Raw genomic sequence first — 11,789 nt, 5'->3', positions numbered from 1 at the left:
GCCAACGTCGGCGAGGCCGTGCGGTTCTTCCTCTCCGGCCGGTCGGCGTTCGTCGACGGGCAGCCCGTGCGGGTGAGCAGCGCTGCGGCGCAGGCCAACCCGACGGTCGACCGTCCTCTCGACGGCCAGGTCGCCGTCGTGACCGGCGCGGCGCGAGGCATCGGCGCGGCCATCGCGCGCACCCTGCACCGCGATGGCGCGACGGTCGTGTGCGTCGACGTGCCCGCGGCCGGCGAGGCTCTCGCGCAGGTCGCGGGCGAGGTCGGTGGCACGGCGCTGCAGCTCGACGTCACGGCCGAGGACGCAGGCCGCCGCATCCTCGACCACGCCTGCGGTCGCCACGGCGGGCTCGACATCGTGGTGCACAACGCCGGCATCACCCGCGACAAGCTCTTCGTCAACATGGACGAGTCCCGGTGGGACAGCGTGATGGCCGTCAACCTCGCCTCGATCGTGCAGATGAACGAGACCCTCCTCGGCCCCGACGGTCTGGGCGACGGCGGCCGCATGGTGTGCCTGTCCTCGCAGTCCGGTTTCGCGGGCAACCGCGGGCAGACCAACTACTCGGCCACCAAGGCCGCCATCATCGGCCTCGTCAGCGCCCTCGCCCCGCAGGTCGCCGAGCGCGGCATCACCGTCAACGGTGTCGCCCCCGGCCTCATCGAGACCGAGATGACCGGCAGGATGCCGTTCGCCACGCGCGAGGCGGCCCGCCGCCTGTCCTCGCTGCAGCAGGGCGGCCTGCCCGTCGACGTCGCCGACACGATCGCCTGGCTGGTCCAGCCCGCGTCGGCCGGGGTCACCGGCCAGGTCATCCGTGTGTGCGGCCAGAACATGATCGGGGCGTGACGGCCGTATGACGACCGACCAGCCCGTCGTCGCCACCGAGGAGATCCGCGAGTCCCCGTCCCTGGTGCGCTCGCTCGTGCGCGGCGCCCTCACCGCCAAGGGGCGCGACGGCGAGCTGACCACGCGACGCCTGGTGCGCCGTGGGGTGCCGGTCGACCGCGGTCACCTCGCGGACTACCAGAGGCTCGTCGGGGCGGCGGGCGGGGACGTCCTGCCGCACGCCTACCCGCACCTGCTGGGCTTCCCCCTGGCCGCAAGGCTCATGTCCGACAGGGACTTCCCCCTGCCCATGCCGGGTCTCGTGCACGTCGAGAACGCCACGACCGTGCACCGCACCCTGACCGCCGACCAGGCCTACGACGTCACCGTGTGGGCCGAGTCGCTGCGCCCGCACACCAAGGGGCGGCTCGTCGACCTGGTGACGCTCGTGGAGGTCGACGGCGAGGCCGTCTGGCAGGAGACCAGCACCTATCTGCAGCGCGGGGCCGGCGAGGCCGATGCCCCGCGTGGCGCCGCGGCCCCCGGCATACCCGCTGGAGACCCGTGCGCCCGGTGGAGGCTGGCCGACGACCTGGGCCGCCGCTATGCCGCGGTGTCCGGGGACGTCAACCCGATCCACCTGCACCCGCTGACGGCCAGGGCGATGGGCTTCCCGAGGGCCATAGCCCACGGCATGTGGACCGGTGCGCGCACCATCGCCGCGCTCGGGCCGCAGAGCACGGGCCCGAGCCGGTCGCACGTCTGGTTCCGCAAGCCGGTCCTGCTGCCGACCACCGTGGACCTCGTCGTGGACCGGTCGGGCAGCGCGCAGGACGCGGCGCTGCGCTCGACCAAGAAGCCCGAGACCATCCACCTCGTGGCCACCCTGGAGGCCTGACGCTCGTCCGCGTGCTGCGGCGATGGCGCGGGGTTGCGCCGTATCTAGATATGGCGTGTACTTAGGTACGTGACGGACGACGTCTCGCGCTGGCCGCTCCCCTGGGTGCGGGCCCTCCTGGAGCCCGCGATCCTGGGCGTGCTCAGCGCCGGACCGGGGCACGGCTACGCCATCGCGGCGTCGCTGGAGGCCGCGGGGCTCGGCCGTCTCAAGGGGGGTTCGCTCTATCCCGTGCTCGCCCGGCTCGAGGAGCGCGGCGACGTCACGACCACGTGGACCCCCGGCGAGAGCGGGCCCGGTCGGCGCAGCTACACGCTGACCGAGCAGGGGACGGCCCGTCTCGCCGACGATCTCGCCGCGCTGGGTGACCTGCAGGCCACCCTCACGCGGCTCGCTACCGAGGGGGAACGATGAGCAGCACGCAGCAGCCCGACGTCCTGGCCGTCCTCGACGGCTTCCGTGAGGCGCGGGGGAGCGCCGACGACCGGGCCTGGGCGGAGCGGGCGTACTACCGCCTCTTTCGCGACGACGTCCGGTCGAGCGCGGCGGCCCGGGCGCTGGACCAGGCGCTGGACCTGGTCCGCGAGTCCGGCGAGGGGCCGGAGGAGCTGTTCGGGTCGGCGGACGAGTGGGCCGAGGAGCAGCGGGCGCGGTGGAGCGAGGCGGGATCGGACGTCACCGACGACAGCGGGGCGCAGCTGCGGGACGTCCCGGTCATCGCCTCGGTCGGCGCCGTGGTCGTCACGCTCCTGCTGGGCGTCGTGCACGCGCTGTCCGGGGAGTGGGAGGTGACCTACACGATCGGCCTGGTCACCATGCCCTTCACGATCTCCGCCGCCGCCCTCCTCAGCCTGTGGACCTACGAGCGGCTCCTGCGCCGTCGCCGCGTCGCGGTCGCCGCGGCCGGGGCGCTGGGCACGCTGCTCGTCTGCGCCGTCGCGATCGCCCTGGCCTTCGCGACCGGCAACCCCCACCCGATCGCCCACGCGTCCGTCCTGTGGTTCGTCCCGCTGCTGGCCGCCTACGCCGGGCTCGCCTGGGTGCTGGGCAAGGTCGTCCCGGACGCTCCCGCTGCGGCGCCCGCGAGCCGGCGCCGGCTGGTCGACGAGGACTGGGCCGCCGAGCTGGCCCGCGTCCTCCGGTCCCGGGGCGACGTGACGGAGGACCGCGTCCGCACCATCACCGAGGAGGCGCGAGCCCACGCCGCGCAGGCGGGCTCGACCCTGGACGACGAGTTCGGGACGCCCGGTGCCTACGCCCAGCGGATCGCCCGCGACCCCCGGGTGCGGGCCCGGCGCGGCATCGTCGCCCGGCTCGCGCTGCTCGGGATCTGGGTGTGGCTGCTCCTCGACGCCGGCCTCGGTGGCGAGTCCGCCTGGACGATCGGGTGGCGGAGCCTGCTCCTGCTGGTCCTCGTCGTCGAGGCGGTGCGCGTCTGCTGGCGCTACCGCGCGTTGCTGACGTCCGGCCGCGTCAACGACCGCTGATGCTCGAGTAGGGGATCCGCTTGATCTCGCGCACCTCCCCGACCGTGCCCCACTCGTCCCGGCCGAGCCGGGCGAGGGGCGCGAGGTCACGGATCCGGGCGTGCGGGCTGTCGGGGCGGCTGAGGTCGAGGACGTCCTCGTCGACGGCGACGTGCTGCACGGCGCCGATCACGACCGTCGAGTCGCCGAGCGTCACCGCGGCGTGCAGCCGGCACTCGATGGCGACCGGTGACGCGGCCAGGCGGGGCACCGAGACGGTCGCGCTGGGCTCCCGCTCGAGCTCGAGCGCCTCGAGCTCGCTCACCTCCGCCGGGTAGTCCGTCCCCGATGCGTTGCCCACCTCGACATGCCGCTCCCCGAGCAGGTGGACGACGAACTCGCCGGTCTCACGGACGTTTCGCAGGGTGTCCTTGACCCCCACCGAGGTGAACTGCACCATCGCCGGGTCCACGCACGACACGGTGTAGAACGAGTGCGGCGCGAGGTTGTCCACGCCCGCGGCGGACCGTGAGGTGACCCAGGCGATCGGCCGCGGGACGATCACCGACGTCAGCAGGCGATAGAGGCCGCGGTTGGGGAGGGCACCCTCGCCGTGGACCGGGAAGTCGTGACGCATGCCGCCACCCTAGGGCCGCGGTGCCGGACCACGCCCGTCCGCCCCGGCTAGAGTCGCCGCCATGGAGACCCTCGACCACGACGGCGGACCGGTCGTCACCTCGACCCCCGACCTCGTCCGACGCCTGGCGGAGGCCATCGACGGACCCACCCGCCGCAGGGCGCGCGCCTTCGAGGTGGTGCTCGTCGTCCTGGCGGTCGTCGCGGCGGTGGCCGTGGCACTCTCGGGCGGATCGACCTCCTGGTGGCTGGCCCTGGCGCCCGTCATCCTGGCGCTGGTCCTCGTGGCGGCCGACGTCGGTCGCCGCCGGCGGGTCACCTCGGCCCTCGGGGGGCAGGAGCGCTTCGCGCTGCGGTATGACGCCCCCGCCCGCCTCGTCCGGTTCCCCATCTCGGGGACGGAGCACCCGCTCGACCGCTTCCGCCGGGCCCGGGTCACCGACGACGGCGTGCTCGTCCTGGAGCGCCGCGACAACACCCGGACCCCGCTGCCCGTCGACGCGATCCCCGCCGATCAGCGCGATTCCCTCCTCGCCGACCTCGCCGGCTGACCCTCGCCGCCCCACCTGGTCACGGGGTCAGGTGTCGCCGAGGTGCTTGAGGGCCTCGCGGACCGAGAGCGGGGACAGGCGCGTGCGCCGGGTCGCGACATACGTCCGCACCCAGGCGGGGTCGACCCGGGCGTGCTGGCGCAGCGCCCACCCGATGGCCTTGCGGATGAAGAACTCGCGGTCACCGAGGTTGGCGTCCAGGCAGTCCTGCAGGAGCTCGACGTCGGTGCGTCCCTTGCTGTCGAGCTGGCCGATGATCGAGGCGCGGCGCAGCCAGAGGTCGTCGGACGTCGACCAGGCGCGCAGCCGTGATGCGAATCCCGGCTCGGCGCGCAGGATCTCGCCGACCACGGGCGTGGTCGCGTCGACGACGTCCCACCACGCACCGGTCGTGATGAGGTGCTCGAGCAGGGGAGCTAGGCCGCTGTCGCGCCACTCGCGGTAGGCGCGGTGCCGGAGCAGCTCGATCGCGGTGTACCGCTCCTCTCGGTGGGTCGCCTCGTCCCACACCCGGCGGACGGTCGCCTCCCACTCCTCGCGCGTGGTCAGCCGGTGCGCCGCGAGGACGGGACGGGTCACGAGCCGGCGCTCCGGCGAGGTCAGCCCGTGGAACGGCATCGCCGACCTCATGTAGCGCTGCTGCGCCGCCGCCCGCTCCGGGTCTGCGTGCGCGGCGAGGAGGGACCGGACCTCGAGGACCAGGGCGTCGGCGTCGCTCACGGCGCCAGCGTAGCCACCAGCGGCCGGACGGTCCTGCGCGAGGTGGCGACCACGGGTGCCGCGGTCAGTGAGGGCCGCCGGGCCGCCACTGGTCGGGGTCGGGCACGCCCGCCGAGATGATCGACCCGTCCGTGCGCAGGTCGCCGATCACCGGGTGCGAGCCCTGCAGGCTGGCGCGTCGCTCTCCCTGCCCGTCGAGCGGGACGGTGACGGGCGAGCCGGCGGTCACGGCATACGGCACCCCCCGGACCGACAGGTCGACCTGGGTGCCCTCCTCGACCTCGAAGGCGATCGACTCCTGCCGCACGGTGACGCGGATCCTGGTGCCGCGCACCCGGATCGGGAAGGTCAGCTGGGGCCAGGCGTCGGGCATGCGGGGGTCGAAGGACAGCTCGCCGTGGTAGTCGCGCATGCCGGCGAAGCCGTAGACCAGGGCGTTCCAGACGCCGCCGGCGGACGCGATGTGCACGCCGTCGGAGGTGTTGCGGTGCAGGTCGGCGAGGTCGACGAACAACCCGGAGTAGAAGTACTTGAGCGCCATGTCGGCGTACCCGACCTCGGCCGCGATGATCGACTGGACGACGGCGGACAGGGTCGAGTCACCGGTGGTGATCGGGTCGTAGTAGTCGAAGTCGCGGCGCTTCTCCTCGAGGGAGAAGCGGTCACCCTGCAGGAACAGCGCCAGCACGACGTCGGCCTGCTTGAGCACCTGGAAGCGGTAGATCACGAGCGGGTGGTAGTGCAGGAGCAGCGGCCGCCGGGCGGGGTCGGTGCGGGACAGGTCCCAGACCTCGCGGTCGATGAAGTGGTCGTCCTGCGGGTGGATGCCCAGCTCGTCGTCGTAGGGGATCTCCATGTGCTCGGCGCAGGCCTGCCACTCGACGATCTCCTCGTCCTCCAGCCGGAGCCGACGCACGAGGCGGGCATGGCCGGAGGGGTCGTTCTCCTGCAGCTCGCGGACCGCCCGGGCGGCGCGCTCCAGGTTGTCGCGTGCCATGACATTGGTGAAGAGGTTGTTGTTGACCACGGTGGTGTACTCGTCCGGGCCGGTGACCCCGTGGATCTCGAAGGTGCGCTTGCCGTTCTCGCGCCAGAAGCCCAGGTCGGCCCACATGCGGGCCGTCTCGACGAGCACGTCGATGCCGTCGCGGGCCATGAAGCCCACGTCGCCCGTGACGTCGTGGAACTTGCTGAACGCGAAGGCCACGTCGGCGTCGATGTGGTACTGCGCCGTGCCCGCGGCGTAGTAGGCCGAGGCCTCCTCTCCGTTGATCGTCCGCCAGGGGAACAGCGCTCCGCGCTGCGACAGGTCGCGGGCGCGCTCGCGGGCCTTGGGGAGCATCTGCACGCGGGCCCGCAGGGCGTTGCGCGCCACCTCGGGGGAGGTGTAGGTGAGGAACGGGACGACGTAGACCTCGGTGTCCCAGAAGTAGTGGCCCTCGTAGCCGGACCCGGTGACGCCCTTGGCGGCGATGCCCATCTGGTCGGCGCGGGCCGAGGCCTGGGCCAGCTGGTAGAGGCTCCACCGGATGGCCTGCTGCAGGGCCGGGTGACCCTCGATCTCGACGTCGGTGTTGGCCCAGTAGCGCTCCATCCACGCGCGCTGCTGCTCGACGTAGTGGTCGGTGCCGTTCTCGCGCACCCGGTCCAGCGTGCGGCGGCACCGGTCGACGAGCTCGCGCACGGGCACGCCGCGCGACGTGTGATAGCTGACGGCCTTGGTGATCGTGACCGTCTGGCCCTGCTTGGCGTCGACGCGATAGATCTTGCGGCCGCGGTCCTGGTCGCTGTCGATGAGCTCCTCGTATGCCGCCTCGGTCTCGATGGTGTGGTCAGCACCGACGGCGAGGGTCATGCCGGACTGCGCGGTGCGGTAGCCGAGGATCATCCGGCGGTCGCTGTGCCAGTGCGACTGCGGCTCGAGGACCCGGTCCGCGAAGGCCGCCGCCTTGCGGGGGTCGTGGCCCTCGCCCATGGCGGCCGCGCGCACGTGGTACTCGTCCTTGCCGTCCTGCCGGTTGATGATCTGGCTGGACACGACGATGGGGGCGTCGCCCTCGAGCAGGGTCACCTCGAGGGACATGAGGGCGAGGTGGCGCTCGGTGAAGCTGACCATGCGGGTCGAGCAGATCCGCACCCGCTTGCCGGAGGCGGTGCGAACCTCGATGTCGCGGGTCTGCATCCCGGTCCGGAAGTCCAGGGCGCGCTCGTAGTGCACGAGGTCGGCGACGGCCAGCAGCAGCGGCTCGTCGTCGATGTAGAGCTTCATCAGCTTGGCGTCCGGGACGTTGACGATGGTCTGCCCGACCTTGGCGAAGCCGAAGGCCTGCTCGGCGTGCCGGATGTCCCACGTCTCGTGGAAGCCGTTGATGAAGGTGCCGTGCGTGTGCGCCTCGCGCCCCTCGGGCGGGTTGCCGCGCATGCCGAGATAGCCGTTGCCCACGGCGAACAACGTCTCGGTGGTGCCGAGGTCCTCGCCGGAGTACTCGGTCTCGACGAACCGCCACGGCTCGGCGGGGAAGCGGGTGCGGTCCAGGGGGTCGGCCGTCAGGTGCAGGGGTGTCACTGCACCAGCTCCGCGAGGTCGGAGACGACGACGTCGGCCCCGCACGCGGTGAGCCGCTCGACGCCGGCGCCGCGGTCGACGCCCACGACGAGCCCGAAGTCGCCCGCGCGGCCCGCCGCCACCCCGGACTCCGCGTCCTCGAGCACCACGGCGCGCTCGCGGGGCACGCCGAGGCGCTCCGCGGCCGCGAGGAAGGTGTCGGGGGCGGGCTTGCCGGGCAGGCCGTCGGCCTTGGCGACGACGCCGTCCACGATCACGGGGAAGCGGTCCACGAGCCCGGCGGAGGTCAGGACGGGTCGGGCGTTCTGGGAGGAGGAGACGACGGCGACCTTGGTGCCGATGGCGGCGAGGTAGTCGAGCAGCTGCACCGATCCGGCATACGGCTCGACGCCGTCGCGCTCGAGGACGGTGCGGAAGGCGTCGTTCTTGCCGTTGCCGAGGCCGCAGACGGTCTCGGTGCCGGGCGCGTCGGTCGGCTCGCCCTCGGGCAGCGTGATGCCCCGCGAGGCGAGGAAGGTCCGCACGCCGTCGTAGCGCGGCTTGCCGTCGACGTGGGCGAAGTAGTCCTCGTCGGTGTAGGGCTCGGTGATCCCGCGCGAGGTCAGGTAGGCGTTGAACATCTCGCTCCACGCCCGCATGTGCACGATCGCGGTGGGCGTGATCACGCCGTCGAGGTCGAAGAGCGCAGCGTCATATCGGGTCCAGTCCACCCCTCGAGGGTAGCGAGGATCTGACGCCACTTGAACGATCTAGTCGTGATTGCCCCGCACGAGCGCCCGGGGTCGCTGAGCGTGACGGCCCGCGGCGTGCACAGTGGTCCCATGACGACGACGCAGCGCACCGGGGCGCGGACCGTGGCAGGGATCGAGATGGGCGGCACCAAGGTCGTGTGCGCCGTCGGGGCGGGACCGCAGGACCTGCGCGAGCGCACGGTGATCCCCACGACGAGCCCCGACGAGACGCTCGGCGCCGTCGGCGACTGGGTCCAGGGGCGGCTCGACGCGGGGGAGCAGCCGGCCGCGCTCGGCGTCGCGTCGTTCGGGCCGGTGTGCCTGGACGAGGGGGACCCGGCATACGGCCGGATCACGACGACCCCCAAGCTGGGCTGGGGCGACACCGACGTGGTGGGACGTCTCCGGGAGCGGTTCGGGCTGCCCGTGGGCTGGGACACCGACGTCAACGGCGCCGCGCTGGCCGAGCAGCGCTGGGGCGCGGGGCAGGGGGTCGGCTCGGTCGTCTACCTCACCGTCGGCACCGGGATCGGCGGCGGTGCGGTCCTCGACGGCCGCCCCGTCCACGGCCTGCTCCACCCCGAGATGGGCCACGTCCTCGTCGAGCGGCACCCGGACGACGACTACGCGGGCCGCTGTCCCTACCACGGGCGGTGCGCCGAGGGCATGGCGAGCGGCCCGGCCTTCGCCGACCGGTACGGGACGCGCCTGGAGCTGCTGGACCCCGGCCGCCAGGCCGAGGCGGCGCAGCTCGCCGGCTACTACATCGGCCAGGTGACGGCGGCCCTGGTGCTGATGCTCTCGCCGCAGCGCATCGTCGTCGGCGGCGGCGTGCCGCACCTGACGGGGGCCTTGGAGGCGACGCGCGCGGCCATGGTGGGGAGGCTCGGCGGCTACATCAGCCGTCCCGAGGTCGTCGGTGGTGCAGCGGACTTCGTGGTGCCGCCGGGGCTGGGCGATGACGCCGGGGTGCTCGGCGCGATCGCCCTCGGCCTCGACGTCAACGGCTGAGGAACGGATCCACATCAGTGCTGCACGGGTCGATGACGTCGTCCAGGGAGACGTGGCACGATCTGCGTCGCTGTCGTCAACCGTGCCGAGGAGTCCCGTGAGCCCCCGTCTGCTGTACCGCCGTCTCGCCCAGGCCGAGGTGGTCACCTGGACCCTGCTGATCATCGGCATGGTCCTCAAGTACGTCACGCACACCACCGAGCTCGGGGTGCGCATCGGCGGGATGGTGCACGGGGTGGTCTTCCTCGCCTATGCCCTGGTGACCGTGGTGGTGGCGATCGACCGGCGCTGGCCGGTCGGCACGGCCCTGACCGGGCTGGCGTCGGCCGTGGTGCCCTACGCGACGGTGCCGTTCGAGTTGTATGCCGAACGGCGCGGCCTGCTCGCCGACCGGTGGCGCCTGGGCGCCGGGGCAGAGGCCCCGCGGACGCTGCCGGAGCGGGTCGTGGCCACGGGTCTGGCCCGCCCGCTCCTGGCCGTCGTCGTCGCGGTGCTGGTGGTGGCCGCGGTGGCCGCCGTGCTGCTCTGGCTCGGCCCGCCCGTCCCCCGGCGCTGAGGCGTCACGGGGACCGCCGCACGCCGCGACGGCCTCAGGCGGTCATCGGACCCTGGCGTCGAACGCCCGGGCGTAGGCGTCCTGGCCCTCGGCGGTCGGGTGCATCGACGAGGAGTCGATCGAGACGGACCCGGTGGTCGCCGAGACGGTGCCCTTGACCGGCGTGATCCACGACGAGGTGCCGCTGCACAGCGAGTGGTCTCCGTAGTAGGGGCGCACGTCGGCGACCTGCGCGGGGCGGCCGCGGACGGACCGTGGCGCGTCGAGGATCACCTGGTCGAGGCGGTCGACCGTCTCGGTGAACCACGTGGCGTCAGCCTTGGAGACGTAGAGCGGGACGGTCTGCGTCGGCGCCTCCCGCACGGTCAGCCCGCCGACCCGGCACTCGGTGCCGGCGAAGGTCGAGGACACGAGCTGCGGGTAGGTGCCGAGCACGACCTGGGCGTGCGGGGAGCGCTCGCGGATGTCGGCGATGACCTCGTGCAGGGGCGTGATCGGCAGACCGCCCGGGGTGGTGGCGGTGCCGCGGCCGGCCAGGGCGTCGATGCGGGCGGCCACCGCGCCGGTCAGCGCGGCGTCGGCCGAGCAGTCCTTGCGGGTTGCGCGCTGCTGGTCGCCATACAGGCATGCCGCGAGGACCGAGCCGAAGCCGACGTCGTTGCCACCGATGGTGAGGGTCACGACGTCGGTGCGGCGGTCGACCCGACTGAGCTGGGCGGGCTCGAGGGCGTCCACGGTGACGCGGTTGCCGTTGTGGTCGGGGGCGTAGAGGTCCTGGGTGACCGCGCCCGCGCAGGCGCCGAAGTCGAAGCTGGTGGCGCCCAGGGTCGCGGCGAGCTGCGGGGGATAGGCCCGCCGGGAGCGGTGGCAGCGGTTGGTGGTGGTGTCGGAGCCGGGGAGGTAGGGCCTGACCGCCTCGCCGGAGGAGTAGGAGTCGCCGAGGGCGACGTAGTCGCGCGGGCGCTCGGCCTGGGCCGGGGACGCCGCGACCGCCGTGACGAGGGTCGTGGTGACCGCGGTCGCGGCCGCCAGGGCTGCGAGGCGCGCCGGTCGGGTCGTTCGGCGTGCGGTGGAGTGACGGTGCTGACCCATGGGGGCTCCTCGGGGCGGTCTGGTGGTGGCTGACCGTGACGATAGCGGTCCGTGGTCGGGGGCGGGCCCGTTGCCTGGGATGATGGGGCCATGGGCGATCCCCGACTGATGAGCATGCAGCAGCGCTACGAGACCTGGGCGGACCACGCGAGCGTCCTGCTCCTGGAGACCGCGGCGGTGCACCAGACCGCGGTGACCTACGCCGACCTGGCGGCTCGCGTCCAGGAGCGCTCGGGGGTGAGCACCGAGGTGCCGTTCCGCAGCTGGCTGGGCAAGGTCCTCACCATCGTGGCCGGCCGCACCCGGGAGGCCGGCGAGCCGGAGCTCGTGTCGCTGGTCGTGCAGGCCGACGGGGCGGTGGGCCCGACGTATGACGCGGTCCTGACCGCCTGCGGGGACCAGGCCCCCGGACCGGAGCTGCGCGAGCAGGCCGCCGCCGAGGCGCGGCTGGAGTGCAACCGTCGCTATGCGCCGGGCGTGCCCGAGGACGCCCAGCCGTTCCTGCACCCGGTCACCACCGTCGACACGTCCCCGGTCGCGGACCGTGCGGTGCGTGCTGTGCGGACACCTCGGACACTCAAAGAGCCCAAGGCGCCTCGCGAGCCGCGGGTCCCCAAGGCGCAGCCGGCCCGCCGGGTCAGCAAGGCCGACTCCGAGCCCGCGCCGGTGATCTGCCCGCGCTGCTTCCTGCAGGTGCCGCTCAACGGGATCTGCCCCAACTGCGACTGACCTGA

At 73.3% G+C, this 11,789-nt stretch carries 13 protein-coding genes; 8 read left to right on the top strand and 5 right to left on the bottom strand.

The window, feature by feature from the left end:
- The 4 genes from B2P18_RS14690 to B2P18_RS14675 all read left to right on the top strand — a co-directional run.
- Positions 1-849: 3-oxoacyl-ACP reductase (locus B2P18_RS14690; protein ID WP_286961388.1), on the top strand; the 849-nt coding region annotated here is incomplete at its 5' end.
- 7 nt (positions 850-856) lie between these two features.
- Complete coding sequence (locus B2P18_RS14685; protein WP_286961387.1) at positions 857-1,726, top strand: MaoC family dehydratase; 870 nt, start codon at positions 857-859, stop codon at positions 1,724-1,726.
- A gap of 69 nt (positions 1,727-1,795) precedes the next feature.
- Entirely contained in the window at positions 1,796-2,140 is a 345-nt protein-coding gene (locus B2P18_RS14680; protein ID WP_286961386.1) for a PadR family transcriptional regulator, read from the top strand.
- Entirely contained in the window at positions 2,137-3,213 is a 1,077-nt protein-coding gene (locus B2P18_RS14675; RefSeq protein ID WP_286961385.1) for a hypothetical protein, read from the top strand. Before B2P18_RS14680 ends, B2P18_RS14675 begins: the two co-directional genes overlap by 4 nt.
- Here the strand turns inward: B2P18_RS14675 and B2P18_RS14670 are convergent.
- Positions 3,200-3,829, bottom strand: coding sequence for a flavin reductase family protein (locus B2P18_RS14670; RefSeq protein ID WP_019285066.1), 630 nt, complete (start codon positions 3,827-3,829; stop codon positions 3,200-3,202). The two genes, B2P18_RS14675 and B2P18_RS14670, sit on opposite strands and share 14 nt — an antisense overlap.
- Before the next feature lie 61 nt (positions 3,830-3,890).
- Between B2P18_RS14670 and B2P18_RS14665 the strand changes: the two genes are divergently transcribed.
- Positions 3,891-4,379, top strand: coding sequence for a hypothetical protein (locus tag B2P18_RS14665; RefSeq protein ID WP_286961384.1), 489 nt, complete (start codon positions 3,891-3,893; stop codon positions 4,377-4,379).
- A 27-nt stretch (positions 4,380-4,406) separates the two neighbouring features.
- On the opposite strand, the gene B2P18_RS14660 is transcribed toward B2P18_RS14665, so the two are convergent.
- From B2P18_RS14660 to B2P18_RS14650, 3 genes are all read right to left on the bottom strand, one after another.
- Positions 4,407-5,099, bottom strand: coding sequence for a DNA alkylation repair protein (locus B2P18_RS14660; protein WP_286961383.1), 693 nt, complete (start codon positions 5,097-5,099; stop codon positions 4,407-4,409).
- A gap of 64 nt (positions 5,100-5,163) precedes the next feature.
- Positions 5,164-7,665 (bottom strand): glycoside hydrolase family 65 protein, encoded by a 2,502-nt coding sequence (locus tag B2P18_RS14655; protein ID WP_286961382.1) that lies wholly within the window; start codon positions 7,663-7,665, stop codon positions 5,164-5,166.
- Complete coding sequence (locus B2P18_RS14650; protein ID WP_286961381.1) at positions 7,662-8,375, bottom strand: HAD family hydrolase; 714 nt, start codon at positions 8,373-8,375, stop codon at positions 7,662-7,664. The genes B2P18_RS14655 and B2P18_RS14650 overlap by 4 nt, the downstream gene beginning before the upstream one ends.
- A 111-nt stretch (positions 8,376-8,486) precedes the next feature.
- On the opposite strand from B2P18_RS14650, the gene B2P18_RS14645 reads away from it, so the two are divergent.
- A complete protein-coding gene (locus B2P18_RS14645; RefSeq protein WP_286961380.1) occupies positions 8,487-9,407 on the top strand; it encodes an ROK family protein in 921 nt (306 codons plus the stop codon).
- A 97-nt stretch (positions 9,408-9,504) separates the two neighbouring features.
- Positions 9,505-9,963 (top strand): DUF3817 domain-containing protein, encoded by a 459-nt coding sequence (locus B2P18_RS14640; protein ID WP_286961379.1) that lies wholly within the window; start codon positions 9,505-9,507, stop codon positions 9,961-9,963.
- Between the two features lie 42 nt (positions 9,964-10,005).
- Here B2P18_RS14640 and B2P18_RS14635 read toward each other — a convergent pair whose 3' ends face one another.
- Positions 10,006-11,055 (bottom strand): SGNH/GDSL hydrolase family protein, encoded by a 1,050-nt coding sequence (locus B2P18_RS14635; RefSeq protein ID WP_286961378.1) that lies wholly within the window; start codon positions 11,053-11,055, stop codon positions 10,006-10,008.
- A gap of 90 nt (positions 11,056-11,145) precedes the next feature.
- On the opposite strand from B2P18_RS14635, the gene B2P18_RS14630 reads away from it, so the two are divergent.
- The gene (locus B2P18_RS14630) at positions 11,146-11,784 is read left to right on the top strand and encodes a hypothetical protein (protein ID WP_286961377.1); all 639 of its coding nucleotides are present in this window, start codon (positions 11,146-11,148) and stop codon (positions 11,782-11,784) included.
- Positions 11,785-11,789 lie beyond the last annotated feature (5 nt).

It is taken from the genome of Arsenicicoccus sp. UBA2120 (assembly GCF_002330965.1).
GTDB classification, from domain to species: domain Bacteria; phylum Actinomycetota; class Actinomycetes; order Actinomycetales; family Dermatophilaceae; genus Arsenicicoccus; species Arsenicicoccus bolidensis.
The sequence above is the reverse complement of the archived record's forward strand: the minus strand, read 5'-3'. Positions and strand labels throughout refer to the sequence as shown.